A 26474-nucleotide genomic window follows, 5' to 3' on the forward strand; every position below is an offset into this window, starting at 1 on the left:
GTTCCCTCACCGAGCGGCGGGCTCCACCCGTTCGGCGGCCTCCACGCGCCGACGACGACGGTGCCGGGTGTGCTGGATGATGCTCGCCGCGACGGCCGCCGCCAGCAACGCGTACAGCGTGAGGGTGATGGTCGAGGAGAACAGGATCGACACATCGCCCTCGGACTGCGCGAGCGACCGACGCAGTTCGAGCTCCGCCAGCGGTCCGAGGATCGCTGCGATCAGCACCGGGGCCAGCGGGATCGAGTACCGGCGCATGAGGAATCCCACGATGCCGATCGCGATCACCATCCAGAGATCGAGCGTCGACGAGGAGATCGCGTAGGTGCCGAGCATCGCGATGACCGTCACCCCGGCGTACAGGTAGTGGCGGGGGATCAGCAGCAGCTTCGCCCACACGGCCGCGAACGGCAGGTTGATGATCAACAGGATGATCAGGCCGACGAACAGGCTGGCCAGCAGCGGCCAGACCAGTGCGGCGCTCGTCTCGAACAGCAGGGGACCGGGCTGCATCCCGTACTGCTGGAACGCGGCCAGCATCATGGCGGCGGTCGCCGAGGTCGGCAGGCCCAGGACGAGCAGCGCCCCCATCGCGCTGCCGGCGGTGGCATTGCCCGCGGCCTCGGGTGCGGCGACGCCCTGGAGCGCGCCGCGGGTGCCGAAGTCGGGGTCGTGGCGCCGCGCGGCCAGTGCCTTCTCGGTGCCGTAGGCGAGGAACGTCGGGACCTCGGAGCCGCCGACCGGGATCGTGCCGAAGGGCAGACCGAACGCCGTGCCGCGGAGGAAGGCGGGGACGATTCTGCGCATCTCCTTCCGGGTCGGGAACGGTGAGCCCTCGGTGGTCACCGGACCGCCGATGTGCGCCTCGCGGTGGATCCGCGACGCCTGGTGCAGCACCTCGCCGAGGGCCAGCAGGCCCACGGTGATCACGATGATCGAGATGCCCTCGAACAGGGACGGGTTGTCCAGCGTGAATCGCTGGGTGCCGGTCATCGAGTCGGTTCCGACCAGGGCGAGAGCGAGACCCAGCCCGAGCGCGGCGAGTCCCCTCACGACGGACTCGGCGACCACCGCCGAGATGGCGACGAAGGCGAACACCGCCAGAGCGAAGTACTCCGGTGACGAGAACGCCCGGGCGAGGACGATCAGATAGGGGGAGAACATCACCACGCAGGCGCACGCGATCATGCCGCCCGTGAACGCACCGATCGCCGAGATCCCCAGGGCCTTGGCCGCCCGGCCGCTCTTGGCCATCCGGTGCCCTTCGAACGTCGTGGCTATGGCGGACGAGTTGCCCGGTGTATTGAGCAGGATCCCGGAGGTCGAGTCGCCGAACAGTCCGCCGAAGTAGATGCTGGCGAACATGATGAAGGCGCCGGTCGGGTCGAGGGTGAAGGTGACCGGCAGGAGCAGGGCGACCGCCATCGCGGAGCCGAGTCCCGGTAGGACACCGACCGCGGTGCCGAGGAGGGCACCGATCAGCAGGAGGGTGAGGTTCATCGGGGTGAGCACCCCGGCGAGGCCCTCGCCCAGCAGGCTCAGTTGCTCCACGGCACGACTCCTTCGAGGATTCCGGCGGGCAGTCCCAGGCCGAGCCCGGCCGAGAACGCGATCTGGATGACGGAGGCGAAGATCACCGAGACGGCGATGTCGAAGACCGGCCGTCTGCTCCCCAGCGCGCGGCTCACGATCCAGAACAGCGCGCTGGCGGTGACCAGCCAGCCGACGGGCTGGAGCAGGAACGCGAACCCGATGAGGGCGGCGATCACGATTCCGGTGGTGCGGTAGTCGACGGGCACGTACTCCGGGTCGGCGGCGGGTACCGGCGACGTCGTGGTGGGGGAGTCGACGGGGTCGTCGATCGCGGCCAGGTCCTCGAGCATGTCGGTGGACAGTTGACCCATGGTCGAGGTGGCCGCGGTGTGCCGAGGGGTGCGGATGACGTTGATCGCCAGCAGTCCGCCGGTCAGGATCAGGAATCCGGCCACGAGGGCGGGGACGAACCGCGGCCCGGGTGCTCCCACGCCCTCGGGGACATCCATGGTGATGATCTGCACGATCATGAACACTGCGAGCGCGAGTACGCCGGCGGCGAACCCGAGCTCGGTCCGGTCGCGCCACCACCGCCTCCGGTCGCCGGACCGGGCCGGCGGGACCGCCGTGCTCGTCTGGTCGGATAAGAGTGTCATTGCCCCAGCTCCCTGATGATGTCTTCGGTCGTGGCGATCTCCGCGTCGAGGAACCGTGCGAACTCGTCACCTGCCATGAACTCGTCGGTCCAGTTGTTGCGCCCGAGGGTGTCGCGCCACTCGTCGGTCTCGCGCATCTCCGCGATGATCGCGATGAGCTCGTCCCGGACCTCGTCCGGGATGTCCGGTGGGGCGACCAGTCCGCGCCAGTTCGACATGGACACGTCCACTCCCTGTTCGATGAAGGTCGGGGTCGACAGCTCCTCGACCGGGGTCGCCGACGAGACCCCGAGCGCACGGAGCTCGCCCGCCTCGATCTGGGCGTCGAAGTCGTTGGCGCCGGAGATGGCGCCCACCGCGGAGCCGCTGATCATCGATCTCACGACCTCCCCACCACCGGAATAGGCGATGTAGTTGACGAGGGCCGGGTCGATGCCGGCGGCGTCGGCGAGCATGCCGGTGAGCAGATGGTCGATGCTCCCGAGCGACCCGCCCGCGATCGCCATGCCCGGATGCTCACGCCATGCCGCGAGGAACTCGTCGAGGGTCTGGTACGGGGAGTCCGCCGGGACCACCAGCACGTTGTAGTCGTCGGCGAGGCGGGCGATCGGCGTCGTGTCCTCGAGCGTGGCGTCGGAATCCTGCAGGATCACCCCGCCCACCATGACGCCGCCGGTGACCAGCAGTGAGTCGGTGCGTCCGGCGAGCTGGACGAACTGGGTCAGTCCGATGGTCCCGGCCGCGCCCGGGACGTTGCGGACCCGCACCGCGTTGACGATCCCGTTGGTCATGAGTGCCTGCTGAGCTTCCCTGCCGAACGTGTCCCACCCGCCCCCGGGGGCGGCCGGTGGGATGATGCTCAGTTGGGTCCGCGGGTTGTCGCCGCCTCCGGATCGGCTGGCGTCGGTCGCCGCGGCCGTGGTGAGCCCGACGGCGAGTACCACGGTCAGGATGCGGGCGAAGGGGTGTCGCATCAACGGTCCTTCCAGGTGGTCGATGGCATGAGCGCCACCGAGGGATGAGCTGAGCATGGATCGGCGACGTGTGATGTGGGGCACAACTAGTCTTTGTGCTCATTGATGCTCACGCCGTCGGGCCGGACGGTGGCGGTGCGGGCGAGGGGAGGAGCGGGGTGGCGCGGTACTCGGAGTGGTTGCTCAGCCGGCGGTTCCGGCTCCTCGTGGTGCTGCTGATCCAGTGCGCTGTCGTGGTGACCTGCGTGGGCCTGACGGCCTTCGCCGCGGCCCGGGCCCAGGAGCGGCAGGTGCGCGAGGCCACGACCGAGCGGGTCCTCGCGGTCGCGCGTAGCCTCGCGGATCTCGACCAGGTGCGGGTGGCCATCGGGCGGGGTGACGCCGAGCAGGAGCTGCAACCGTTGACCGAGCTGATCCAGCAGGCGTCCGGCGTCGACTACGTCGTGATCAGTGACGCGCGGGGGATCCGGATAACCCACCCGGTGGCAGGGGAGCGTGGCCGACCGGTCTCGACCGACCCGTCGGACGTCCTGGCGGGAGCCACCTTCGTCGGCACCGAGGAGGGGACGCTCGGTCCGACCCTGCGTGCCAAGGTGCCCGTGTACCGCGACGGTGACGTGGTCGGCGCGGCATCGGTCGGGGTGCTCGAATCGGAGATCGCCGCCGACCTGCGGTCGAGTCTCACGGCGATGGCACCGTGGGTGTTGCTGGCGGTGCTGGTCGGGCTGACCGGGGCGGCCGGGGTCTCGGCGGCGATCGGCGCCCGGGTCCGCAGGCTGGAGGCGGAGAACGCCGAACTGGGGGAGCAGCGACGGTTGTCCCGGGCTCTGCGCGAGCAGACCCACGAGTTCCGGACCCGCATCCATGCGGTGTACGGGCTGGTCGAGAGCGGCGAGGCCGACGCGGCACTGGACTACCTGGCGGAGCTGGCCCCCATCACCGGTGCGGACACCCGCGACGGGGGCGTCGAGGATCCGCGCCTGCGCGCGGTGTTGGGGGAGATGGCGGCGGAGTACCGGACACAGGGGGGACTGCTGGAGATCGACCCCCTGACCTCGACGAGCGCAGGTGAGCTCGGGGGCGACGACCTCTCGCTCATCGCCAATCTGGTGATCAACGCCGTCGAGGCGGCGGGGCCCGGGGGCCACGTCCAGGTTCTGGTGCTGGCGGACGAGTTCGGCACCGAGGTGGCGGTGGGTGACGACGGGCCGGGCCTGGACCCGGAGGCGCTTCCGACGATGATCGAGCACGGTTACTCCACCAAGGAGCCGGGTGGCCGGAACGCGACGCGCGGCGTGGGCCTGGCGGTGGTCTGGCAGATCGTGCTGGACCGGGATGGTGAGATCGAGGTGGGCAGGTCGCCGGCCGGTGGGGCGCTGGTCACCGTACGGCTGCGGGGGGGACGATGACGGACGAGGGACAGGGCGGCCGCGTCATCCGGACGCTCATCGTCGACGACGATCCCGTCGCGCGGCGCCTGCACAGTCGGTACGTGGAGGGCGTCGCGGGCTTCGGCGTGACCGCCGCGGTCGCCGACGGGCAGGGGGCGGTGGGGTGGGTGGCCGGTGGCGGGATCGACCTGGTGCTACTCGACATCGGCCTGCCGGGGTTCAGCGGGATCGAGGTGCTGCACCGGATCAGGACGATCTCCCGCCGCCCGATCAGTGTGATCGTGGTGAGTTCGTTGCGGGACCGCATCACCGTTCGGCAGGCGCTGTCCGGACAGGTCGCCGGGTATCTGGTCAAGCCCTTCACCAGGGCCGCGATGGTCGAGCGACTGGAGCGGTTCCGGTCCGAGTTCGCCGCCGGGCCGCCGGCCGAGCTCGACTCGTTCGGGCAGGGGGAGATCGACGCCCTGCTGCGGAGGGGGGCGGGCGTGGGGCCCACGGCCCCGGCGACGGAGGGGCCGACCCGGGCACCGGAGGGCCGGGCCCCGGTGCGGCTGCCGAAGGGCTTGTCCGAGCCGACGCTGGCCGCGGTCCTGGCCGCGCTGGACGACGGCGCCGGGCACTCGGCCGCGGAGGTCGCGCGCGCGAGCGGCGCCTCCCGCGCGACCGTGCGACGCTACCTCGATCATCTGCACCGCAACGGCGCCGTCGACGTGTCCCATCGGTACGGGAGCCGCGGCCGACCCGAGCTTCTCTACCGGATCGTCGTGTCATGACCGGCGCACACGACGGCACGGGTGCCACCGTGGGACCGGCGCGCGGCCGACTCCGTGGTCGACCGGGTGGGGCTCACACCCCGAACGTCGAGCGGGGATAGCCCGCCTCTACGTCTGTCACGATGTTGACCAGGTGCGGCACCCCGCTCGCGAACGCGCGGTCCAGGGCCGGGCCGATCTGCGCGGGATCGGTGACCATCTCACCGGCCCCACCGAGCGCCCTGACCACCTCGTCGTACCGGGTGCGCGGGGCGAGGTCGGCGATCACGTCGTAGCCGTACAGCATCTGCATCGGCCCCTTCTCCAGCCCCCACGCCCCGTTGTTCCCCATCACCATCACCACGGGCAGGTCGTGCCGCACGAGGGTGTCCACGTCGATCAGCGAGAACCCGGCCGCGCCGTCGCCGAGCAGCAGCACCACCTGGCTCGACGGCCGGGCGATCCTCGCGGCGATCGCCGCGCCCAGGCCGGCGCCGAGGCAGCCGAACGGGCCGGGGTCCAGCCAGTTCCCGGGCCGGGCGGGCTCGATGAACTTGCCGGCGAAGGAGACGAAGTCGCCGCCGTCGCCGATCACGACCGCGTCCTCGGCCAGGCGCGGCAGCAACTCGCCGTAGATGCGCGCCGGGTGGATGGGGTCGGCGCTCGCGCTGAACAACTCCAGGTCGGCGGCGTGCGTGGCGTCCGCCTTCTCCCGCAGCGACCGCGCCCACCCGCTCCAGTCCGGCGTCGTCGACCGACGCTGCACCGCCTGGGTCAGCGCGTCCAGCACCCGCCCCAGATCACCGGCGGTGGCGACGGCGGGTGAGGCGTGTCGGCTGAGTTGGCCCTCGGAGTCGGCGACGTGCACGACCGTCGCGGGGTCCGCCCCGTCCTTGCCGCCGAACACGCCGTACCCCAGGCGGAAGTCCAGCGGGGTGCCGACGACCACGACGAGGTCGGCCATACCGAACGCCATCCCCCGCGCCTTGGACACCAGCAGCGCGTGACCGGCGGGGACGACTCCTCGACCCATGCCGTTGGGGATCGCGGGCAGCCCGAGCGCCTCCACACAGCGCAGGGCGGCCACCTCGGCGCCGTCGGCCCAGACGTCCGACCCCAGCACCAGGACGGGCCGTCGCGCCCCCACCAGCAGGTCGGCGATCCGGTCGACCGCGTCGGTGTCGGGGGAGCGATCCGGGGTGGGCCCGGAACCCGGCCCCGGTCGCACGGACTCGCACTGGTCGAAGAAGTGGTCCATGTGCACGTCGAGGAACGCCGGTCCGCGGTGGGCGGAGCGTGCGGCGGTGAAGGCCCGGTGCGTGGCGTCGGCGATGTCGGCGGTGTCGCGGGCCGTCTCGGCGGACACCGTCACCGACTCGACCAGGGGGACGTGGTCGAACTCCTGCAGGCTGCCCGTGCCCCACCGGCCCGCGGGGGCGCGGCCGCCCAGCACCACCATGGGTGCGCCGGAGAACGAGGCCTGGGAGATCGCACTGATCCCGTTGGTGACACCGGGCCCGGCGGTGAGGACGGCCAGGCCGGGGGAGCGCGTGAGTTTGCCGGTGGCCTCGGCGGCGAACGCGGCGGTCTGCTCGTGCCGGACGTCGAGCAGGGAGATCCCGTGGTCCTCCTTCTCCGCCGCGTCGTACATCGGGAAGACGTGTGCGCCGGAGAGCGTGAACATGGTCCGGACCCCGTGCGCGGCGGCGACGGCGGTGGCGTGGGACCCGCCGTGGCCGGCCACGGGGCCGGACTCCTCGATCCCGCGCTCGTCTCGGTCGTGTCCTGCCGGATCGTTCTGGCTCACGGGCGCTCTCCCTGGTCGACTGATCCCACCGTAGGAGTCGTGCCCGTGTCGCATCGGCGATTTCGCGCGGAACGGCTGGGGTAGCGTCGGCCGGTGTGAGCACAGACAACGCAGACGACCACGTCGTCGTCACCGGTGACCCCGTCACCGTCACCGCCGAGGTGGTGGCGCGTGTCGCCGAGGCCGTCGGCGCGCCGTCCGGCGAGGTCCCGGCCACGCTGGCCGCGGCGCTGACGGCGCCGGTGCAGCGCGCGGTGATGGAGCACCCCGACCTGCGGATCGACCTCTCCCGCACCCTCCACACCGCCCAGTCCTCCGTGCACCACAGGCCCATCGCGGTCGGTGACGTCCTCACCGCCACCGCGACGGTCACCGGGGTGCGGTCCGCCCGTGGCGGGCGGATGATCGGCTTCGACACGGTGCTCCGCGACCCGAGCGGCGCGGCGGTCCAGTCGCTGACGAGCGCGCTGCTCACCGCGGAGGTGGAGGGATGACCACGGACGAGCCGACGAGCACGGACAACCCGACGACGGACGAACCGACGAGGGACGAGCCGACGACGACGAGGCGACCGGAGCCCGGCGAGCCCATCCGGGCCCGCAGCCTGCCGGTGACGCGTGCGGACCTGCGCCGCTACGCGGACGCCTCGGGGGACCACAACCCCATCCACCTCAGTGACGAGGCCGCCCGCGAGCTCGGTCTGCCCGGCGTGGTCGCGCACGGGATGCTGACCTCGGCGCTGGCGATCGGGGTCGTGGCCGAGTGGGCCGGGGGAGCGGACCGGGTGGTGGCCACCTCGATCCGGTTCGCCGGACCGGTGGTGGTCCCCGCCGACGCCCCGGCCCTGTTGGAGGTGGCCGGCACGGTGAGGAAGGTCGCCGCCGACGGTTCCACGGCAGACGTGGCCCTCACGGTCACCTGCGGCGGGGCCAAGGTGTTCGGCAAGGCGATCGTGACCGTCGCCCTCGACGGCGCCGATCGAGCGATTTAGAGCCACTGCCGGGGCTGACGTACACTTGCCACGCCCGACCGCCCGCGGTCGCGGCCCACGCTGCCTGAGGCAGCCGCCGACACTGTAGAGTCGAGGCGTTCGTGCGGTCCGCGATTCGTGAGACGGCACGGGTGGTCGGGAGACCGGCCGAAGGGGCGTAGCTCAATTGGCAGAGCAGCGGTCTCCAAAACCGCAGGTTGCAGGTTCAAGTCCTGTCGCCCCTGCCCTTCCCGCCAGCCACAGTCGACCCGGAGGTAACGCGTGAGTCAGGATCGCGACGACGACACCAGCGGCGCGCGCGGTTCCGACGGCGCGGCCGGTACCACCGGTGCCGCTGTTCCGACGGGCTCTGCTGTTCCGACAGGCAAAGCCGGCCGGAGCGACACCACCGTCGCCAATCGGGTCCGCACCGATGCGGACACCACGGAGGACACGCGGGCCAACCGCGCGAATCCGTTCCAGTACATCGGGCAGGTCATCGAGGAGCTGCGTAAGGTCATCTGGCCCACGCGCAACCAGATGGTCACTTACACCATCGTGGTGTTCCTGTTCCTGATCTTCATGACCGCGCTGGTCTCCGGCGTCGACTTCGGCGCGGGCAAGCTCGTCGAGCTCGTCTTCGACCGCTGACACCCGCCGCTGGAGGTCCGGGACGAGATCCGGACCGCCGAACTTCGAGAGGACCGCAATTTCAGTGAGCGACATCGAGCAGAGCCCCGAATCCGAGGACGTCGAGCAGAGCCCGGCTGCCGCCGAGCAGGCCGAGACCGCGGCGGATGCGGTGCTCGGTGACACCTCCGCGGACCCCTCCGACGTCGCGGTCCCGCCGACCGCCGAGGCCGTGGCGGATGCCATCGACGCGGTCGCCGGCACCGATGAGGACGCCGACGAGGTCGCCGACGTCACCGATGAGGCCGACGTCGCGGAGGGATCCGAGTCGGCAGAGGCCCCCGCCGAGGAGGCGGCGCCCGCGATCGATCCCGTCATCGCCTTCAAGCGCCAGCTGCGCAAGCTCCCCGGCGACTGGTTCGTCGTCCACTCGTACGCCGGGTACGAGAACAAGGTCAAGGCCAATCTCGAGACCCGCGCGGTCACCCTCGGCGCGGAGGACAAGATCTATCAGGTCGAGGTCCCCATCGAGGAGTACACCGAGGTCAAGAACGGCCAGAAGAAGGTCGCCAACCGCAAGGTCCTGCCCGGCTACGTCCTGGTGCGTATGGACCTCGACGACGAGTCATGGGGTGTCGTCCGCAACACCCCCGGCGTGACCGGGTTCGTCAGCGCGACCGGCGGTGCGGCCGGTGCGCCCACCCCGCTCTCGCTGAGCGACGTGGCCAAGTTCCTGGCCCCCAAGCCGGAGAAGAAGGCCGCCACCCCCGGTGGCGAGGCCGACGGTGGACTGGTCCCGCAGACCGTCGAGGTGGAGTTCACGGTCGGCGAGTCGGTCACCGTCATGGACGGCCCGTTCGCCACCCTGCCCGCCAGCATCTCCGAGGTCGATCCGACCTCGCAGAAGCTCAAGGTGCTCGTGTCCATCTTCGGTCGCGAGACCCCGGTGGAGCTCGGATTCTCCCAGGTGGAGAAGATCGACTGACCAGCGCGATCACCCCGACGGCCCGCCCCGCGCACACCGCGCGCGGCGGGTCCCGTCGTTTCGGGGATCGCGCCACGGTGCGCCGGATCGGATTAGCCGTTGCACGTCGATTGCACGTAGACTCTCCAAGGTTGTGCCTGCGCCCCCGCATGCCCTGCCCGACGGGCGGGCCTGAGGGGAGCGGCGCACACGACAGTCGGCCTCCCACGTGTACAGCGTGGAGCCGAGATCCAGTCGAAGAATCAGGAAGACGATGCCTCCGAAGAAGAAGAAGGTCTCAGGGCTGATCAAGCTCCAGATCAACGCCGGCGCAGCCAACCCGGCACCGCCGGTCGGCCCGGCTCTGGGTGCCCATGGTGTCAACATCATGGAGTTCTGCAAGGCCTACAACGCAGCCACCGAGAACCAGCGCGGGAACGTCGTGCCGGTCGAGATCACGGTCTACGAGGACCGTTCTTTCGACTTCAAGCTCAAGACGCCGCCGGCCGCCAAGCTCCTGCTCAAGGCCGCCGGCCTGCAGAAGGGTTCGGGCACCCCGCACTCCGCCAAGGTCGGCAAGGTCTCCATGGACCAGGTCCGCGAGATCGCGCAGACCAAGATGGAGGACCTCAACGCCAACGACGTCGACCAGGCCGCGAAGATCATCGCCGGCACCGCCCGCTCCATGGGCATCACGGTCGAGGCCTGACCTCCACCACCACACATCACCGTGGGAGGGCAGCTCAGGCCCGCACCACACCCGACCGTCGCAGAGAACACGCGGCAGGAATGGAACTCTCATGAGCAAGAACAGCAAGGCCTACAAGGCCGCAGCTGACAAGGTCGACCGCACCAAGCTGTACTCGCCTCTGGATGCCCTGGCACTGGCCAAGGACACCTCCTCGACGAAGATGGACGCCACCGTCGAGGTCGCCATGCGACTTGGCGTCGACTCCCGCAAGGCGGACCAGATGGTCCGCGGCACCGTGAATCTTCCCAACGGTACCGGTAAGACCGCCCGCGTCATCGTCTTCGCCGCGGGCGAGAAGGCCACCGAGGCCGAGGCCGCCGGCGCCGACGTCGTGGGCTCCGACGACCTCATCGAGCGGATCCAGGGCGGCTGGCTCGACTTCGACGCCGCGATCGCCACGCCGGACCAGATGGCCAAGGTCGGCCGTGTGGCCCGCGTGCTCGGCCCGCGTGGCCTCATGCCGAACCCCAAGACGGGCACCGTCACCATGGACGTGACCAAGGCCGTCAGCGACATCAAGGGCGGCAAGGTCACCTTCCGCACCGACAAGGCCAACAACCTGCACTTCATCGTGGGCAAGGCGTCGTTCTCCACCGAGCAGCTCACGGAGAACTACCAGGCCGCGATCGACGAGGTCATGCGTCTCAAGCCGTCCTCCTCCAAGGGCCGCTACCTGCAGAAGATCACCGTGTCCACCACGACCGGACCCGGCATCCCGGTCGACCCCTCGGCGATCTCCAAGCTCCTCGAGGCGGGCACCGACTCCCAGTGAGTTGATCCCCCGGCAGGAGGGCCCCGCGACCGTTCACGGCGCGGGGCCCTTCGCTGTCAGGGATGTCCCGGCCGTCATACCCCGGCCGTCATACCCCGGCCGTGACGCCTCCGGCCGCACCCGCGGGTACCGTCATCGCCAGGATCTCCCAGGCCGCCATGGGACCCGGCACACCGCACCACACGGCGGTCCCGGATGCGGAAGGACACCCCCATGAACACGCGGTCCAACGGAGACGTGGCAGTGCGCGACGTCGCCCTGAGGGACGGACTCCAGCTGACGGAGGGGCGACTGGGTACCGCCGGCAAGGTGGAGCTCGTCCGCACGTTGCTCCGGTCCGGCGTCCCCGAACTCGAGGTGGGGTCGATGGCCAGGCCGGACCTGGTCCCGGCGCTCGCCGACACGCTCGACGTGATCGGCGCCCTGGACGAGGCCGAGCGGGACCGCTGCTGGGTCTGGGTGGCCACGCCCGGCCACGTGCGGCGCGCCGCCGACGCCGGGGTGAGGCGATTCCAGTACTGCCTGTCGGTGACGGACGCGCACAACCGGGCCAACATCGGCCGGGACGTCGAGACGAGCATGGCCGCGCTGCCCGAGGCGGTGCGGGCGGCCGACGCCGTCGGCGGCAAGGTCCAGCTCTGCCTGGCCACCGCCTTCACCTGTCCGCTCACCGGGCCGGTCGAACCCGGGCGGGTACTGGAGTTGATCGCGGACCCGCGCGGCGCCGGGACGGTCGACGTGGTGGTGGCGGACACTCTCGGCCAGGCGCATCCGCGACAGGTCGGCGAGCTGGTCGCGGCCGCGGTCGGGCCGGCTGCCGGTCGTCGCATCGTCTTCCACGGCCACGACACGTGGGGGATGGGGGTCGCCAACGCCCTGGCCGCGGTGGAGGCGGGCGCGGGGATGGTCGACTCCGCCCTGGGCGGGCTCGGCGGCTGCCCCTTCGCGCCCGGGGCCTCAGGCAACACCGCAACCGAGGACCTGCTGTTCGCCCTCCGGCCGGACTGGTTGGATCCGGAGGGCTTCCACGATCTGGTCCGGGCGGGTGACCGGATGCTGGCCGAGCTGGGCGAACGGTCGCGCTCGCGGGCCTCGGCGGGGGCGCACGGCAACGGCCGCGAGTTCGACTGGACCCTGCCGACGACCTGAGTCGCTCCGTCGCTCAGATGACGCCGCGGGCGGCCAGGTCGGCCAGGTGCTCGTCGTCCAGGCCGAGCAACCCGGAATAGACCCTCCGGTTGTCCCAGCCCGGTTCGGGGGTCCCGCCGCGACGCACCGCACCGGGCGTGGCGTCCAGCACGGGCACGACCCCCGGTCCGAGCACCGTGTCGTCCACGCCGGGCACGGTGTGCGGCACGATCATCCCGCGCGCGAGGAACTGCTCGTCCCGCACCACGTCCGCGACGGTGTTCACGGGACCCACCACGACCCCGGCGGCCTCCAGGACGGTGGCGATCTCCCCGGCCGTCCGCTCCGCGGCCCAGTCGGCGATGATCTTATCGATCTGGTCCTGGTGCACCCCGCGCGCGTGGTGGTCGGCGAAACGCGGGTCGTCGGCGAGCTCGGGGCGGCCCATCGCCGAGCACAACCGGCGGAACACGGTGTCCTGGTTGGCGGCGATGATCACCCACACCCCGTCCGACGCGCGGTAGAGGTTCGACGGGGCGATCCCCTCCAGACGCGTGCCGGACGGGCCGCGCACCACTCCCGCCGCGTCGAAGTCGGGGATCACCGACTCCTGCACGGCCAGGCAGGACTCCGTGAGCGCCACGTCGACCACCTGCCCGCGGCCGGTGGTGGTGCGGGCGAGCAGCGCCGCGAGAATCCCCTGCACGGCGAACATCCCACCGAGGGTGTCGCCGATCGACAGGGCCATCCGGGGCGGCGGACGGTCGGGGAACCCGTTGAGGTGGCGTAGCCCCGAGACCCCCTCGGCGACCGAGGCGTAACCGGCGCGGGTGGCCTGGGGTCCTGTCTGGCCGTATCCGGAGACCCGACCGATCACCAGGCCGGGGTTGACCTCGTGCAGGCGGACCGGCCCGAGCCCCCACTTCTCCAGGGTGCCCGGACGGAAGTTCTCCACCACGACGTCCGCGCGGGCGACCAGGTCGAGGAAGATCGCCGCGCCGTCCGGGCATCGCAGGTCGAGGGTGATCGACTCCTTGTTACGCGCGTGGACGGTCCAGAAGTGGCGGCGACCGTCGCGCTCGCCCTGGCCCCACGTCCGCAGGGGGTCGGGGCGTCCGGGATCCTCGATCTTGACGACCCGGGCGCCCATGTCCCCCAACAGCCGGCCGGCGAACGGACCCGCGATGAGCGTGCCGAGCTCCACCACGAGCATGCCCGCCAGCGGCCCGGTCCCGGTCTGCTGCGCCGGCGAGTCGTCAGGGGCGCCGCCCGGTGCGCTGTCCGGGGTGCCGCCGGGCGAGGGGGCCGCCGGGTCGTGTGCCGCCCGGTCAGGCCGCTGTCCGTCGAAGATCTCCATGACCCGCCCCCGCCAGTCCGCCGTGCGAGTCGTTCGCACCCACCGTGTGACCCACTCGCCCGGAACCCCGGGCGGGCGGTCTCCTCGACCCACACGCTACCCAGCCCGGGCACGTGATCACCCGTCCCCGACGCGCGGGCACCACCGGAGAGACGTGGCGCCTGAAGACCGTTCGACCGGGGTCAGTGTGCGACACGCACCGTGAGTCCACGACGCTTGATCCACGCCGAGAACTCGGTGACGGTTCCGCACTCCTCGCCGTCGATCTGGAACGACGCGGGCTTCTCCAGGATCCGGGCCGAGACCCCCTCGCCCTGACGGAAGTCCAGTGGGCGGGTCTGGTGTCGTTCCTTCCCCTCGACCTTCGAGGAGCCCCTCCGTAGGGCCGGGGCGAGCTGATGCTGGAACGTGTGGTGGACCAGTACCGCGCCGGCCTGCGCCCAGCCGAGGGCGCCCTTGGCCCGCAGCGCCAACACATCGAGGAGGCCGTCGTCGATCACCGCGTCGGGCAGCAGGATCATCCCGGCCTGGAGCATCCCGCAGTTGGCCACCAGCAGGGTCCGGGCACGGGTGTGGATTTCCGGTCCGTCGTCGAGTGAGTACTCCACCTTGATCCGGTGGCCGCGGAGCAGAGTATTGGCGAAGGCCCCCACGTAGGCGAGCCATCCCACCCGGGCCTTGAGGCCGTCGTGGGTGCCGGCGATCATGTCCGCGTCCATGCCCGCGCCGAGCATGACGAGGAAGACGTCGTCGTGGGTGTGCCCCTCGCCGTCGGTGTACCGGACCAGGCCGAGGTCAACCCCCCGGCTCCGGCCGCTCATCGCCACGCGGACGGCGCGGTCCACGTCGTCCAGCGGGATGTCCAGGTTCCGGGCGAGCAGGTTGCCGGTGCCGAGCGGGACCACACCCATGGGGATCCCGGTCCCGACGAGACCCTGGGCGACCGATCGCACGGTGCCGTCGCCGCCGCAGGCGAGCACCAGGCCGACACCGCTCGCGGCGGCCTCCGCGGCCTGGCCCACTCCCGGATCCTCCTCGGTGGTCTCGTAGAAGACCGGATCGGTCCACCCGTGCAGAGCCGCCCTCTCGGCCGTGCGGCGACGAACCTCATCGACTCCGGCTTTGATGGGGTTGTATACGACGGCGACGCGGGACGAGGCGGGGGGCACGGCACAACAGTGTCAGAAACGCGCGCGACCCGCCATTCCCCGGCTGCCCGCCGATTTGGCGGTGACGACCTGCCGCCTATACCCTGATGGGGAAGTTTGAACGCCTGACGGCTCGCTCCGTCGGGCACCTGATCAAGTTTCACCGAAGACCGCAGGTCACCGTCCCCGCCGGGGGCGGTCGAAGTGTCCGGGAGCGCCCGGACGGCCCGCGCAGGAGAACACCGGTCAGTGTAGGACATGGCACGTCACCGTGCCCGCCTCCTCCACGCCCCGTGCCGCCTGCGCCCGGGGCGTTCGTGCATTTCCCGGCAGTGAGAAGCAGAGAGGAGGCGAAACATGGCAAAGCCCGCAAAGGTCCAGGCCGTCGAGGAGATCAAGGAGCACTTCCAGAACTCCACCACGGCCGTGGTCACCGAATACCGCGGACTCTCCGTTCCGCAGGTCACCGCGCTGCGCAAGGCGCTGGGTGACTCGGCCACGTACACCGTGGCCAAGAACACCCTGGTCAAGCGTGCGGCGAAGGAAGCCGGTGTCGAGGGTCTCGACGACCTCCTGACCGGCCCCACCGCCATCGCGTTCGTCACCGGTGAGGTCGTGGACGCCGCCAAGGCGCTCAAGACGTTCACCAAGGACAACAAGGCGCTCATCGTCAAGGGTGGTGTCATGGACGGCGCCACGCTGTCCGCCGCCGAACTCGACAAGATCGCCGAGCTCGAGTCCCGCGAGGTCCTCCTTGCGAAGATGGCCGGTGCGCTCAAGGGCAACCAGGCCAAGGCCGCCGGCCTGTTCAACGCGCCCGCCTCGCAGCTGGCACGTCTGTTCGCGGCACTCGAAGACAAGAAGAACTGACACACCCCACACGCTTCCGGTGCCGTATGACGGTGCCGGGACCAAATGAAAGGACGCCACCATGGCGAAGCTCAGCAACGACGAGCTGCTCGAGGCCTTCAAGGAGATGACTCTTCTCGAGCTCTCCGAGTTCGTGAAGCTGTTCGAGGACACCTTCGAGGTCACCGCGGCCGCTCCGGTCGCCGCTGCGGCCGCCGCCCCGGCCGCCGCCGAGGCCGCCGCCGAGCAGGACGAGTTCGACGTCGTCCTCGAGTCGGCCGGCGAGAAGAAGATCGGCGTGATCAAGGTCGTCCGCGAGATCGTCTCGGGCCTGGGCCTCAAGGAGGCCAAGGACCTCGTCGAGTCCGCTCCCAAGGCGATCATCGAGAAGACCGACAAGGAGTCCGCCGAGGCCGCCAAGACCAAGCTCGAAGAGGCCGGCGCCAAGGTCTCGCTCAAGTGATCTGACGCACCACGTCTCGTGAGGGGCGGTCCGGCGAAGTCGCCGGACCGCCCCTCTGACATTTCTGCAGGTCGGTCCGACGAGGTTCGTTGCGATACATTACTTATCGGTATGTAACGAAGCACGCACTCCGAGCGGTAGTTTACAGTGACCGTGGCCACAGATGATGGCTGCAGTGAGGAGTGGTGACGTGGGTATCGAGATATCTGTTGAGGGACTGACGAAGTCCTTCGGATCGCAGAAGATCTGGGAGGACGTCTCGTTCACCCTTCCCGAGGGGGAGGTGAGCGCGCTCCTGGGTCCGTCCGGCACCGGCAAGTCGGTGTTCCTGAAGTCACTCATCGGCCTGCTGCGACCCGAGCGCGGCCAGATCATCATCGACGGCACGGACATCCTCCAGTGCACCGCCAAGGAGCTCTACGAGATCCGGAAGCTGTTCGGTGTCCTGTTCCAGGACGGCGCGCTCTTCGGCTCCATGGACCTCTACGACAACGTGGCGTTCCCGTTGCGCGAGCACACCCGCAAGTCGGAGAGCGAGATCCGGGACGTCGTGATGGAGAAGCTGGAGCTCACCGGTCTCACCGGTGCGGAAGGCAAGCTCCCGGGTGAGATCTCCGGCGGTATGCGCAAGCGCGCCGGCCTCGCCCGCGCACTCGTGTTGGACCCCGAGATCATCCTGGTCGACGAGCCCGACTCGGGTCTCGACCCGGTACGCACCACCTACCTCGCACAGTTGTTGATCGACATCAACGCCCAGATCGACGCCACCATCCTCATCGTGACGCACAACATCAACCTCGCCCGGACCGTGCCGGACAACCTGGGCATGCTCTATCGCAAGAAGCTCGTCATGTTCGGCCCGCGCGAGGTCCTCCTGACGAGCGAGGAGCCCTCGGTCCGTCAGTTCCTCCGCGGTTCCAAACTGGGTCCGATCGGCATGTCGGAGGAGAAGGACGACGCGCAGATGCGCGAGGAGCAGGCGCAGGCCGACGCCGGCCACAACGACGGCTCCCCGGGCGAGGACGAGGTGACGGGGGTCCCGCCGCAGATGCAGCCGACCCCCGGCGGCCCCGAGCGCAAGGGGGAGATCCGCCGTGAGAAGCGCGTGGCCGAGATGATGGACACGCTCCCCGACAGCGCGCAGGAGGCCATCCGGGCCGAGTGGGCGTCCCGCGGCCACGGCGGCAACGGCACCGGCGGCAACGGCACCGGCACCGGCGGCAACGGCAAGCACGCCGCGGCGGCGACGGCCGGCGCCACCCCCAGGAGCACCGGGGACAGCACATCGGCCGCAGGCATCGACGACCACTACGGGTCCGACGAGAACTGAGGACACCGGAGAGGTCGGGGGAAGTAAATGGCGGAGGGTGCGACTCAGCAACCCAAGGTGAGGTCCGGTGTGTCTCCGGCGGACGTGGGTGGCGGCGTCCGGGGGGCGATCGGCGGGGCGGGCAAGGTGTTCCGCCTCTTCCTCGAGGTGATTCGTGGGATTTTCAGGAGGCCGTTCCAGTTCCGGGAGTTCATCAGTCAGTCGTGGTTCATCGCCTCGGTCACGATCCTGCCGTCGGCGCTGGTCGCGATCCCCTTCGGGGCGGTCGTGGCGATGCAGACCGGATCGCTGGTCCAACAGCTCGGAGCAGAGGCGTACACAGGTGCGACGGGCGTTCTCGCCGTCGTCCAGCAAGGCGCGCCCCTGGTGACCTCACTGCTGATCGCCGGCGCCGCCGGTTCAGCCGTGGCCGCCGATCTCGGTGCCCGGACCATCCGTGAGGAACTCGACGCCATGCGGGTCCTCGGGATCGACCCGGTCCAGAGGCTCGTGGTCCCGCGCGTACTCGGCATGATGCTCGTCGCCGTGCTGCTCAACGGCCTCGTGTCCATCGTCGGGATCGCCGGCGGTTACGTGTTCAACATCCTGTTGCAGGGCGGCACCCCGGGCGCCTACCTCATGTCCTTCGGTGCGCTCGCGCAGCTGCCCGACTTCATCATGTCCTCGTTCAAGGCCCTGGTGTTCGGGCTCATCGCCGGCGTGGTCGCCTCGTATTGCGGAATGAATCCCAAGGGTGGGCCCAAGGGGGTCGGCGACGCCGTGAACCTCGGAGTGGTCCTGACCTTCCTCCTACTGTTCTTCGCCAACCTCATCCTCACTGCGATGTACCTGCAGATCGTTCCGCCGAAGGGGTCATGATGGCGATATTCACCGACGTCGGGCCCACCAGGGCCCGGCTCCGGGCCCTGGTGCGCGGCCCGGTCAGCTCGTTCGACAGTCTGGGTGACCAGCTCGCGTTCCACCTGCGGGCGATCCGCTGGATCCCGCAGACTCTCGTGCATTACCGGAAAGAGGTCCTGCGCCTGATCGCCGAGGTGACCTTCGGCGTGGGCGTGCTCGCGGTCCTCGGCGGAACCATCGGCGTGATCGTCATGATGAGTGGGTTCACCGGTGTCGTCGTGGGACTCCAGGGCTACGCCGCGCTGGACCAGATCGGCAGTTCGGTCCTGACCGGCTTCCTCTCGGCGTACGTCAACACCCGTGAGGTCGCGCCGCTGGTGGCCGCGCTGGCGCTGTCGGCGACCGTCGGGTGCGGTTTCACCGCCCAACTCGGCGCGATGCGGATCTCCGAGGAGATCGATGCGCTCGAGGTGATGGCCATTCCCAGCGTGCCGTATCTCGTGACCACGCGGATCATCGCCGGGTTCATCGCCGTCATCCCGCTGTACGTGGTGGGCTTGCTGTCATCCTATCTGGCGACACGGGGCGTCAATACGATGCTTCAGGGCCAGTCCACGGGCTCGTTCGACCACTACTTCCATCTCTTCCTGCCACCGGAAGACGTGATCTATTCGTTCATCAAGGTGATCATCTTCGCGTTCGTCCTGGTGATGATCCACTGCTTCTACGGGTTCACCGCCTCCGGTGGTCCGGCTGGCGTCGGCGTGGCGGTGGGCCGCGCGGTCCGGACGACGATCGTCGTGGTCGCGATTCTCAACTTCTTTGTCGGACTCGCCCTCTGGGGCACAACCACGACGGTGCGGGTGGCGGGATGAACGAGCTTTCGACCGTATCCAAGCGCTTGCTGGCCGCGCTGTTCCTCGTCATTGTCCTGGCGTTCGTCGGCACCACCATCGCCATCTACAACCGTGCGTTCACGACCTCGGACAGTGTCACGATGATCGCGGACGACATGGCGTTCTCCCTGCCCAACGACGCCGACGTCAAGGCGCGCGGCGTCCTGGTCGGACGCGTCTCCGGGGTCGAGCCCGAGGGGGACAAGGTCCGCGTGAACATGGAGTTCGATCCGGCGTTCATCGACCAGCTCCCGGCCAACGTCAACGGCAGGATGCTTCCCAAGACTCTCTTCGGCGAGAGGTACGTCGACCTGGGTTTCCCCGAGCAGCCCGTGGGGACCATCGAACCCGGCGCCACTATCGAACAGGACACTCGCGGTAACGCGGTCGAGCTGGGCCGGGTCCTCGACGGTCTGCTCCCGGTTCTGGAGGCCGTCCCGCCGGAGAAGCTCGCCGGCACACTCGGGGCACTCAACCAGGCCCTGTCGGGCCGGGGCGACGAGATCGGGGCGAGCCTGGTGGAGATCGGCCAGGTGTTCGACGGCATCACCCAGGAGATGCCAGCACTGGAGGCGGGGCTCGAGGATCTCGCGACCTTCTCGCAGACCTATTCGGAGGCGTTGCCCGATCTCATCCATGCACTCGACGCCCTGCGCACGACCGGTGATACCGTGATCCAGCGGCGCACCGACATCGCGGACGGGCTCCAACGGATCAGCACCTCGGCGGAGGTCCTCACCGGCTTCCTCGCCGCCAACCGCTCGGACCTCATCGCCCTCGCCGCCGACTCCCGGACCTCGCTGGAGTATCTCGCCGAGTACTCCCCGGCGCTGCCGTGCACGGTCGAGCAGTTCATGATCGCGCTGGATCGCTCCGACGCGATCCTCGGCGTCGATTCCCCGAACCCGGGCATCCGCGTGACCATCGAGATCGCCAACCCCAAGGGCCGGTACGTCCCCAACCAGGACGAGCCGCGGTTCTTCGACACCCGTGGACCGCGGTGCTACGAGCCGGCAGTGCAGCCGCAGAACTTCGGCTCGGCGCCGGGCGGCGCCATCGCCGACGGCGCCTACCAGCCGCCCACCCGCAATCCCGGGCCGGCATTCATCCCGACCCTCCCCAACCCGCTCGACCAGGACGGTCCGGTCCCCGGGCTACGGACCCGCGGGTCCGTACCCGCCGCCCCGGGTCGGGCCGTCCCCGAGCAGCCCAACCTGCCGTTCCCCTCGACCGTCACCGCGGGGCAGGACAGGGACGCCATGGCGATGGCCTACGCGGGATCACCGCTGGAGACCGACACCGTCCGCACCGTTTACGGAGTCGCCACCGACCGCGACGCGGGTGAGATCCCCGCGTGGATCGGCGGGATCGGTGCTCCTGCTCTCCGCGGGGCGGAGGTGAGTTTCCGATGAGCACCAAGATCAAGGCTCTCTTCCGAGGGGGCGTCCTGGGATCGTTCGTCAAGCTGGCGATCTTCGTGGTGGTCACCATCCTGCTGAGCACGGTCCTCGCCACCACCATCCGCGGTGGCACCCGCGAGGCCGGGACCGAGTACTCGGCGATCTTCTCCGACGTGACGATGCTCGAGGAGGGCGACGACGTCCGGATCGCCGGCGTCGTGGTGGGTCACGTGACCGGCTTCGAGATCCACGACCGGGACCAGGCAAGGGTGGACTTCACCATGTCCGGTGACCGCACGCTGCCGGCCAACGTCCACCTCTCGCTGCGGCTACGCAACATGATCGGTCAGCGCTACATGAACATCAGCCGTGAACCCGGGCCAGTGGCGCCGATGATGCCGGAGGGGACGACCATCGGAATCGAGAACACCTCGCCCGCCGTGGACCTCACGGCGCTGTTCAACGGTTTCAGGCCGCTGTTCACCACATTGCAGCCGGAGGACGTCAACGCACTCGCGGACTCGCTCGTCCGTGTACTGCAAGGCGAGGGCGGGACCGTCGCGAACCTGGTCCAGCAGACCGGGCAGCTCACCAACCACCTCGCCGACCGTGATCAGGTGATCGGGGAGGTCATCGACAACCTCACCCGGGTCCTGCAGACGATCAACGAGCGGGACGTCCAGTTCCAGCAGCTCGTGGTGACCACCAGGCAGCTGGTGGAGGGACTCGCCGAGGAGCGCGACGCGATCGGTAGCTCGCTCGACTCGATAGCCGATCTGACGTCCTCCGCGGAGAACGTGGTCACCGCGACCCGGCCGAGCGTCACCGAGTCGCTCGATCACCTCAAGCTGGTCACGGACGACATCACCGCCAACCGGGACACCCTCAGCACGGTTCTGCAGAACATGCCGGTCAAGACCGACAATCTCATCCGGATGGGGTCGTTCGGGTCGTGGTTCCAGTTCTATCTCTGTGGACTCGACGTGGTGAGCGGTCCGGGTACCAACGTGCCCAACCTCCTGCCGAGCGGCGGCCCGACAGTCAATCACCCGGTGTACACCAATGTGGCGCCCCGGTGTCATGGGGGGATCTCATGAGTAAGCGCAGGCCGAGCGAACCCAGGTTCGGGAACGCCACGATCGGCGCGGTCGGTGTGGTGGTGATCCTGGTTCTCACCATGACGGCGTTCAGCCTGGACTCGTTGCCCTTCGTGGGTGCCGGGCCCAAGTACTCGGCGCACTTCTCCGAAGCGGCCGGGCTGACCGACGGCAACGAGGTCCGTGTGGCCGGCGTCAAGGTCGGTGTGGTGACGGACGTCGAACTCGACGGGGACAAGGTCGTCGTGGGCTTCCGGACCAAGGACGCATGGCTCGGGGACGACACGCGGGCGAGCATCCAGGTCAAGACCGTCCTGGGCCAGAAGTACCTCGCACTCATCCCGGCGGGGAACGGCGAGTTGGACCGATCCGAACCGATCCCGCTCGACCGCACGGTGGCGCCCTACGACGTGGTCACCGCGTTCTCCTCGGCCGCCGAGACACTGGACCAGATCGACGACGCGAAACTCGCCGAGAGCCTGGACACGCTCACCGACGCGATGCAGGCCTCACCCGAAGAGTTCCGCGGAGCGGTCGACGGCGTGGCCCGGTTGTCCCAGACGCTGTCCAGCCGCGACGCCGAACTCCGTGAGCTGCTCGAGGCCACCAGGACCAGTTCGGCGATCCTCGCGGAGCGCAACGAGGACTTCCGGAGGCTCATCGTCGGGACCGGTCAGCTCCTGGGCGAGCTCAACGGCCGCTCGGAGGCGCTCAAGCTCGTGTTGGCCTCCACCCGTGGTCTGTCGATCGAGCTCCGGAGGTTCGTCGCGGAGAACGAGGCCGAGTTCGGGCCGACCCTCGACAGCCTGGACTCCGCGCTGGCGGTCCTCACCGACCACGAGGAGGAGCTGAAGAAGTCGATCCACAACCTGGCGCCCTTCTACCGGCTCTACGCCAACTTGCTGGGCACCGGTCGCTGGTTCGACTCGGTGGTCACCAACCTCGTCCCGCCGGGCATCCCCGAACCGCCCTTCTATCCCGGCGCCCGCGCACCGGCCCGACAGAGTGGGATCAACTGATGCACAAGAAGCTGCCGTACTGGCTGGTCGCGCTGCTCCTCGTCGTCGTCGTCGCGATCGTGGCGGTCACCTACCTCGCCGTCACGCGGATGGGTCGGACCACCATCACCGCGACCTTCCCCTCGGCCGTCGGCGTCTCGCAGGGCACCGACGTCCGGATCCTCGGGGTGACCGTCGGCTCCGTCGACGAGGTCACCCCGATGGGCGACACCGTCGAGGTCAAGCTGCACGTCAACAGGGGTATCGAGGTCCCCGCCGACGCCAAGGCCGTCCAGGTGACCCCGTCGGTCATCCCGGACCGCACCATCCAGCTCCTCCCCGCGTACTCGGGAGGGCCCGTCATGGAGTCCGGGGCGCACATCCCGCTCGAGCGGACCGCGACGCCCGTCGAGGTGGACAAGCTGTACGCGTCGGTCAAGGACCTCACGGACGCCCTCGGGCCCGACGGCGCCAACAAGGACGGCGCCCTCGACCGGTTCGTGACCACGTCCGCCGACACCCTCGGTGGCAACGGCGCGGCACTCGGACGGTCGATCGACGAACTGTCCAAGGCCGCCACGACGCTGGCGGACTCGAGCCAGGACATCAGCGAGACCGTGGTCAATCTGCAGTCGTTCGTCACCATGCTTGCGCAGAACGACGCGCAGGTGCGCGAGTTCAACACCCAGATGGCGACGTTCAACCGGACCGTGTCGGGTCAGCGGGAGGACCTCCAGGGGGCCCTGGGTGAACTCAGCTACGCGCTCGCCGACGTGGCCCGGCTGGTTCGCGACAACCAGGACGTGATCCGGAGCAACGCGGACCGGCTGGTGACCCTCAGTCAGATCACCGTCGACCAGCGCGACGATCTCGAGGAGATCCTCAAGACGGCTCCGCTGGCCCTGTCCAACCTCATCGGCGCCTACGACTCCGAGTCGGGTTCCCTGTCGCTGCGCGCGAACCTGCCGGAGAAGCAGGACCCGGCCGGCGTCCTGTGCTCACTCATGACGCTGAGCCGTCTCAACCCGGGGGACGAGATGCTGAGGGAACTGGACAACCTGCGTCGCGCTGACATCCAGGCCTGTGAGGCGCTCGCGCCGGAGCGCAACCGCGAACTCCGGGCCTCCAACCCCGACCTGCCGCTCGGCATCCTGGCAGGCGAGATGAAGCAGTCGATCCCAGTCCCCGGGACGGTTCCGGGCAACTACGGCTGGCCGATGACGCCCGCCTCGGAAGGGGGTCGGGGATGAGCCGACACACAGTTCCCGTCGTCAACCGCAGAATCCGTGCCCTCGGCGTCGCCGCCGTGGTCACCGCGCTGGTGTCCGGCTGCTCCATGGACCTCGAGGACTACACGCTGCCGGGCGGTGCCGACGTGGGGGACGACCCCATCACGGTGGCCGTCCAGTTCGACGACGTGCTCGACCTGGTCCTCCAGTCCAGCGTCAAGGTCAACGGACTCGACGCCGGACGCGTCTCGGGCGTCTCGCTCGCGGAGGACGGGTGGACGGCGCGGGTGGAGATCATCCTGCGCGACGACCTCGACCTGCCCTCCAACGTGGAGGCGTCGATCCAGCAGACCAACCTCCTGGGGGAGAAGTTCGTCCAACTGACCCCACCCGAGGACGAACCGCCCGCCGGCAGGTTGTCCGACGGCGATGTGATCTCGACCTCGAACAGTCGGACGGCCACGGACATCGAGCAGGTGCTCGGTGCACTCTCGCTGCTCCTCAACGGCGGCGGCGTGGACCAGATCCAGCCGATCGTCGCGGAGCTGCGCGCGGTGACCGACGGTCGCGAGGAGGGGCTCACCGAGACCCTGCGCTCGGCGGACGAGCTCATCTCCGGACTCAACCGTCAGCGCGACAGCATCACCGATGCACTCGAGGGCGTCAATCTGATGACGGCCCGCGCCAACGACCAGCGGGAACAGATCCAGGCCGCTCTCGACGAGCTGCCCGCCGGGGTGGCGGTCCTCGAGGAGCAGCGCCCCCAGCTAGTGGAGATGTTGCGCCGGGTCGACGCGCTCGGGCAGGTGGGATCCGACATCCTGCTCACCAGCCGGGAGGACATCATCGCGGACCTGCGATCACTGCGTCCGGTGCTGCAGTACCTGGGTGAGTCGACTCCGGAGCTCATCGACCTTGTCGGGTTCGTCCCCACCTTCCCCTTCCCCGACGCGTCGATTCAGACGAGCGTCGGCGGCTCGGCGAACGTGTTCCTCTCCGTGGATGCGACGATCTCCGAGACGCTCCGTAACCTCGGCGCGAACCAGGGTGATCCGGTGCCGATCTACCCGAACACGACGAGCGGCCCGTACAACGTCGACCCAGGCAACCCCTGGGTGAACGGAAACGGCCCCGACAGGCGGACCACCATCGTCCTGCCGCTGTTGCCCATCCCGCCGATCATGGACCGGGCGGTCACGCCCAGGCCCGCGCCGGGTACCTCGGAGTTCTCCGAGAACTACCTGCCTGAACCAGGGGAGCCCGGATACCAGTGAGCAAGATACTCAAGACCCAGCTCATCGCCTTCTGCGTGATCGCAGCAGTGGGGATCAGTTACGTCGGGGCCAACTACGTGCGGCTGCCCTCGTTGTTCGGGATCGGTCAGTACCAGGTCTACCTGGACCTGCCCGATACCGGAGGTGTGTTCACCAACGCGGCGGTCAACTACCGCGGCACCCCCGTCGGGCGAATCGGCGAGCTCTCGCTCACCGACGACGGGGTCCGGGTCGAACTCGACCTGGATTCCAGTGCTCCGGACATCCCGGCGGACACCGTGGCCGTGGTGGCCAACCGCTCCGCGATCGGCGAGCAGTTCGTGGACCTGCGGCCCAACTCCTACTCCGAGCCGTATCTGCAGGACGGTGACGTGATCAGCGCGGGCCGCGAGGCGTTGCCGGTACGCGTGGAGGACCTGCTGGCCTCGGTCGACGAGCTGTCCCGGTCGGTGCCGCTCGACGACCTCGAGGTGATGGTCGACGAGTTGGGTACCGCGATCGAGGGTCGGGGACCGCAACTCCAGCGACTCTCGGACTCCCTCATCCGCATCTCCGATTCCGGGATCCGCACCATGCCGCAACTGCAGGCCCTCATCCGGGACGGGGCGACCGTCCTCGACACCCAGGCCGACCAGTCCGCGGAGATCATCAGCTTCTCCCGCGACCTGCGTACGGTGACCGAGGCCCTGCGTGACTCCGACTCCGACCTCGAGCGTCTCATCACCACCGGGCCCGAGTTCGCGGACGAGACGCGGTTCCTGGTGGAGAACTCCGGCGAGCCGCTCACCCGGACCATCGGGAACCTGTCGACCACCATGAAGACCGTGGACCCGCTCGCGCCGTCGTTCAAGGTGCTCCTGCAGTTGCTGCCGGCCCTGGCGGCCGGCGGCCTGTCGGTGGCACCGGGCGACGGCACCATCCACTTCGGTCTGGTCCTGGAGATGGACAACCCCACGCCGTGTACCCAGGGTTATGAAGGCACCTGGGACATCATCAACCAGATCAGGGCGCAGGACCCGTCATTCGACCCGCAGGAACAGAACTTCCCGCCGAACTACGACGCCGAGTGCACGGTTCCGCTCGGCAGCCCCACCGCCGTGCGCGGCGCCGACCGGGTCGAGTACGCCTACCCGGGCGTCACGCAGCCCTGGGACGCCAAGCCCAAGATCGACCCGGACCGGTTGAACCTGTCCGTGGCCGCCGAGCAGCTCGCGGTCCTGCAGGGACTGATCCCGCGGTGACCGGGCGACCGGGCGGTGATCCGG

26 protein-coding genes and 1 tRNA gene are annotated in these 26474 nt (G+C 69.5%); 21 read left to right on the forward strand and 6 right to left on the reverse strand.

Going from position 1 to position 26474, the window contains the following annotated elements; translation table 11 throughout:
- Window positions 1-6: 6 nt before the first annotated feature.
- From ABD250_RS03190 to ABD250_RS03200, 3 genes are read right to left on the reverse strand one after another with little or no spacing between them, the layout of a single operon-like run.
- Entirely contained in the window at window positions 7-1551 is a 1545-nt protein-coding gene (locus ABD250_RS03190; RefSeq protein ID WP_179523177.1) for a tripartite tricarboxylate transporter permease, read from the reverse strand.
- Entirely contained in the window at window positions 1539-2189 is a 651-nt protein-coding gene (locus ABD250_RS03195) for a tripartite tricarboxylate transporter TctB family protein (protein ID WP_182638649.1), read from the reverse strand. Before ABD250_RS03195 ends, ABD250_RS03190 begins: the two co-directional genes overlap by 13 nt.
- Window positions 2186-3163 carry a Bug family tripartite tricarboxylate transporter substrate binding protein gene (locus ABD250_RS03200; protein WP_182657720.1) on the reverse strand — a complete coding sequence of 326 codons (978 nt, stop codon included), beginning with the start codon at window positions 3161-3163 and terminating at the stop codon, window positions 2186-2188. The genes ABD250_RS03195 and ABD250_RS03200 overlap by 4 nt, the downstream gene beginning before the upstream one ends.
- A gap of 158 nt (window positions 3164-3321) precedes the next feature.
- Between ABD250_RS03200 and ABD250_RS03205 the strand changes: the two genes are divergently transcribed.
- Together ABD250_RS03205 and ABD250_RS03210 are read left to right on the forward strand one after the other, a co-directional pair.
- Complete coding sequence (locus ABD250_RS03205) at window positions 3322-4572, forward strand: sensor histidine kinase (protein WP_344390584.1); 1251 nt, start codon at window positions 3322-3324, stop codon at window positions 4570-4572.
- Window positions 4569-5327: a response regulator gene (locus tag ABD250_RS03210; RefSeq protein WP_179523173.1), complete on the forward strand. Its 759-nt coding sequence runs from the start codon at window positions 4569-4571 to the stop codon at window positions 5325-5327. Before ABD250_RS03205 ends, ABD250_RS03210 begins: the two co-directional genes overlap by 4 nt.
- 73 nt (window positions 5328-5400) lie before the next feature.
- Here ABD250_RS03210 and ABD250_RS03215 read toward each other — a convergent pair whose 3' ends face one another.
- Window positions 5401-7068: an acetolactate synthase gene (locus tag ABD250_RS03215; RefSeq protein WP_425551862.1), complete on the reverse strand. Its 1668-nt coding sequence runs from the start codon at window positions 7066-7068 to the stop codon at window positions 5401-5403.
- 140 nt (window positions 7069-7208) lie between these two features.
- Between ABD250_RS03215 and hadA the strand changes: the two genes are divergently transcribed.
- From hadA to ABD250_RS03255, 8 genes are all read left to right on the forward strand, one after another.
- Window positions 7209-7607: a (3R)-hydroxyacyl-ACP dehydratase subunit HadA gene (gene hadA, locus ABD250_RS03220; RefSeq protein ID WP_259847292.1), complete on the forward strand. Its 399-nt coding sequence runs from the start codon at window positions 7209-7211 to the stop codon at window positions 7605-7607.
- Window positions 7604-8104, forward strand: coding sequence for a MaoC/PaaZ C-terminal domain-containing protein (locus tag ABD250_RS03225; protein ID WP_344390594.1), 501 nt, complete (start codon window positions 7604-7606; stop codon window positions 8102-8104). The genes hadA and ABD250_RS03225 overlap by 4 nt, the downstream gene beginning before the upstream one ends.
- A 151-nt stretch (window positions 8105-8255) precedes the next feature.
- Window positions 8256-8328, forward strand: a tRNA-Trp gene (locus ABD250_RS03230).
- 37 nt (window positions 8329-8365) lie between these two features.
- A complete protein-coding gene (secE, locus tag ABD250_RS03235) occupies window positions 8366-8734 on the forward strand; it encodes a preprotein translocase subunit SecE (RefSeq protein WP_182659558.1) in 369 nt (122 codons plus the stop codon).
- Window positions 8735-8798: 64 nt separating this feature from the next.
- Window positions 8799-9698, forward strand: coding sequence for a transcription termination/antitermination protein NusG (gene nusG / locus ABD250_RS03240; protein WP_182659559.1), 900 nt, complete (start codon window positions 8799-8801; stop codon window positions 9696-9698).
- A 253-nt stretch (window positions 9699-9951) separates the two neighbouring features.
- A complete protein-coding gene (rplK, locus tag ABD250_RS03245) occupies window positions 9952-10386 on the forward strand; it encodes a 50S ribosomal protein L11 (RefSeq protein ID WP_095717641.1) in 435 nt (144 codons plus the stop codon).
- A gap of 91 nt (window positions 10387-10477) precedes the next feature.
- Window positions 10478-11200: a 50S ribosomal protein L1 gene (gene rplA / locus ABD250_RS03250; RefSeq protein WP_179523168.1), complete on the forward strand. Its 723-nt coding sequence runs from the start codon at window positions 10478-10480 to the stop codon at window positions 11198-11200.
- Between the two features lie 213 nt (window positions 11201-11413).
- Window positions 11414-12349, forward strand: a complete 936-nt coding sequence (locus ABD250_RS03255; protein ID WP_179523167.1) for a beta/alpha barrel domain-containing protein — start codon at window positions 11414-11416, stop codon at window positions 12347-12349.
- Between the two features lie 13 nt (window positions 12350-12362).
- On the opposite strand, the gene ABD250_RS03260 is transcribed toward ABD250_RS03255, so the two are convergent.
- Together ABD250_RS03260 and ABD250_RS03265 are read right to left on the reverse strand one after the other, a co-directional pair.
- Entirely contained in the window at window positions 12363-13541 is a 1179-nt protein-coding gene (locus ABD250_RS03260) for a CaiB/BaiF CoA transferase family protein (RefSeq protein WP_344390960.1), read from the reverse strand.
- Window positions 13542-13867: 326 nt separating this feature from the next.
- Entirely contained in the window at window positions 13868-14854 is a 987-nt protein-coding gene (locus ABD250_RS03265; RefSeq protein ID WP_182658739.1) for a diacylglycerol kinase family protein, read from the reverse strand.
- Between the two features lie 336 nt (window positions 14855-15190).
- Between ABD250_RS03265 and rplJ the strand changes: the two genes are divergently transcribed.
- The 11 genes from rplJ (at window position 15191) to ABD250_RS03320 (ending at window position 26450) form a co-directional block, all read left to right on the forward strand.
- Window positions 15191-15703, forward strand: coding sequence for a 50S ribosomal protein L10 (gene rplJ / locus ABD250_RS03270; RefSeq protein WP_107746165.1), 513 nt, complete (start codon window positions 15191-15193; stop codon window positions 15701-15703).
- Between the two features lie 61 nt (window positions 15704-15764).
- Entirely contained in the window at window positions 15765-16145 is a 381-nt protein-coding gene (rplL, locus tag ABD250_RS03275; RefSeq protein ID WP_344390607.1) for a 50S ribosomal protein L7/L12, read from the forward strand.
- 190 nt (window positions 16146-16335) lie between these two features.
- Window positions 16336-17475, forward strand: coding sequence for an ABC transporter ATP-binding protein (locus ABD250_RS03280; RefSeq protein ID WP_344390610.1), 1140 nt, complete (start codon window positions 16336-16338; stop codon window positions 17473-17475).
- Window positions 17476-17502: 27 nt separating this feature from the next.
- Entirely contained in the window at window positions 17503-18333 is an 831-nt protein-coding gene (locus ABD250_RS03285; RefSeq protein ID WP_182657592.1) for an MlaE family ABC transporter permease, read from the forward strand.
- Entirely contained in the window at window positions 18333-19190 is an 858-nt protein-coding gene (locus tag ABD250_RS03290; protein ID WP_107746647.1) for an MlaE family ABC transporter permease, read from the forward strand. The genes ABD250_RS03285 and ABD250_RS03290 overlap by 1 nt, the downstream gene beginning before the upstream one ends.
- Complete coding sequence (locus ABD250_RS03295) at window positions 19187-20623, forward strand: MCE family protein (protein ID WP_182657595.1); 1437 nt, start codon at window positions 19187-19189, stop codon at window positions 20621-20623. Before ABD250_RS03290 ends, ABD250_RS03295 begins: the two co-directional genes overlap by 4 nt.
- Complete coding sequence (locus ABD250_RS03300; RefSeq protein WP_107746175.1) at window positions 20620-21708, forward strand: MCE family protein; 1089 nt, start codon at window positions 20620-20622, stop codon at window positions 21706-21708. The genes ABD250_RS03295 and ABD250_RS03300 overlap by 4 nt, the downstream gene beginning before the upstream one ends.
- Window positions 21705-22727: an MCE family protein gene (locus tag ABD250_RS03305; RefSeq protein ID WP_107746177.1), complete on the forward strand. Its 1023-nt coding sequence runs from the start codon at window positions 21705-21707 to the stop codon at window positions 22725-22727. Before ABD250_RS03300 ends, ABD250_RS03305 begins: the two co-directional genes overlap by 4 nt.
- A complete protein-coding gene (locus ABD250_RS03310) occupies window positions 22727-23956 on the forward strand; it encodes an MCE family protein (RefSeq protein ID WP_107746179.1) in 1230 nt (409 codons plus the stop codon). The genes ABD250_RS03305 and ABD250_RS03310 overlap by 1 nt, the downstream gene beginning before the upstream one ends.
- Window positions 23953-25209, forward strand: coding sequence for an MCE family protein (locus ABD250_RS03315; RefSeq protein WP_107746181.1), 1257 nt, complete (start codon window positions 23953-23955; stop codon window positions 25207-25209). Before ABD250_RS03310 ends, ABD250_RS03315 begins: the two co-directional genes overlap by 4 nt.
- Complete coding sequence (locus ABD250_RS03320) at window positions 25206-26450, forward strand: MCE family protein (RefSeq protein WP_107746183.1); 1245 nt, start codon at window positions 25206-25208, stop codon at window positions 26448-26450. Before ABD250_RS03315 ends, ABD250_RS03320 begins: the two co-directional genes overlap by 4 nt.
- Window positions 26451-26474 lie beyond the last annotated feature (24 nt).

The sequence above is a fragment of the Dietzia cercidiphylli genome (genome assembly GCF_039531545.1).
In the GTDB taxonomy this organism is placed as follows: Bacteria; Actinomycetota; Actinomycetes; order Mycobacteriales; family Mycobacteriaceae; genus Dietzia; species Dietzia natronolimnaea.

What these genes read in the sequence shown, in the direction of transcription:
- ABD250_RS03310 (WP_107746179.1), top strand. Translation starts at nt 22,727, where the DNA reads ATGCACAAGAAGCTGCCGTACTGGCTGGTCGCGCTGCTCCTCGTCGTC.
- rplL (WP_344390607.1), top strand. Translation starts at nt 15,765, where the DNA reads ATGGCGAAGCTCAGCAACGACGAGCTGCTCGAGGCCTTCAAGGAGATG.
- ABD250_RS03285 (WP_182657592.1), top strand. Translation starts at nt 17,503, where the DNA reads ATGGCGGAGGGTGCGACTCAGCAACCCAAGGTGAGGTCCGGTGTGTCT.
- ABD250_RS03210 (WP_179523173.1), top strand. Translation starts at nt 4,569, where the DNA reads ATGACGGACGAGGGACAGGGCGGCCGCGTCATCCGGACGCTCATCGTC.
- rplA (WP_179523168.1), top strand. Translation starts at nt 10,478, where the DNA reads ATGAGCAAGAACAGCAAGGCCTACAAGGCCGCAGCTGACAAGGTCGAC.
- ABD250_RS03225 (WP_344390594.1), top strand. Translation starts at nt 7,604, where the DNA reads ATGACCACGGACGAGCCGACGAGCACGGACAACCCGACGACGGACGAA.
- ABD250_RS03200 (WP_182657720.1), bottom strand. Translation starts at nt 3,163, where the DNA reads ATGCGACACCCCTTCGCCCGCATCCTGACCGTGGTACTCGCCGTCGGG.
- ABD250_RS03195 (WP_182638649.1), bottom strand. Translation starts at nt 2,189, where the DNA reads ATGACACTCTTATCCGACCAGACGAGCACGGCGGTCCCGCCGGCCCGG.
- rplK (WP_095717641.1), top strand. Translation starts at nt 9,952, where the DNA reads ATGCCTCCGAAGAAGAAGAAGGTCTCAGGGCTGATCAAGCTCCAGATC.
- ABD250_RS03295 (WP_182657595.1), top strand. Translation starts at nt 19,187, where the DNA reads ATGAACGAGCTTTCGACCGTATCCAAGCGCTTGCTGGCCGCGCTGTTC.
- ABD250_RS03315 (WP_107746181.1), top strand. Translation starts at nt 23,953, where the DNA reads ATGAGCCGACACACAGTTCCCGTCGTCAACCGCAGAATCCGTGCCCTC.
- rplJ (WP_107746165.1), top strand. Translation starts at nt 15,191, where the DNA reads ATGGCAAAGCCCGCAAAGGTCCAGGCCGTCGAGGAGATCAAGGAGCAC.
- ABD250_RS03290 (WP_107746647.1), top strand. Translation starts at nt 18,333, where the DNA reads ATGGCGATATTCACCGACGTCGGGCCCACCAGGGCCCGGCTCCGGGCC.
- ABD250_RS03255 (WP_179523167.1), top strand. Translation starts at nt 11,414, where the DNA reads ATGAACACGCGGTCCAACGGAGACGTGGCAGTGCGCGACGTCGCCCTG.
- ABD250_RS03300 (WP_107746175.1), top strand. Translation starts at nt 20,620, where the DNA reads ATGAGCACCAAGATCAAGGCTCTCTTCCGAGGGGGCGTCCTGGGATCG.
- ABD250_RS03260 (WP_344390960.1), bottom strand. Translation starts at nt 13,541, where the DNA reads ATGCTCGTGGTGGAGCTCGGCACGCTCATCGCGGGTCCGTTCGCCGGC.
- ABD250_RS03305 (WP_107746177.1), top strand. Translation starts at nt 21,705, where the DNA reads ATGAGTAAGCGCAGGCCGAGCGAACCCAGGTTCGGGAACGCCACGATC.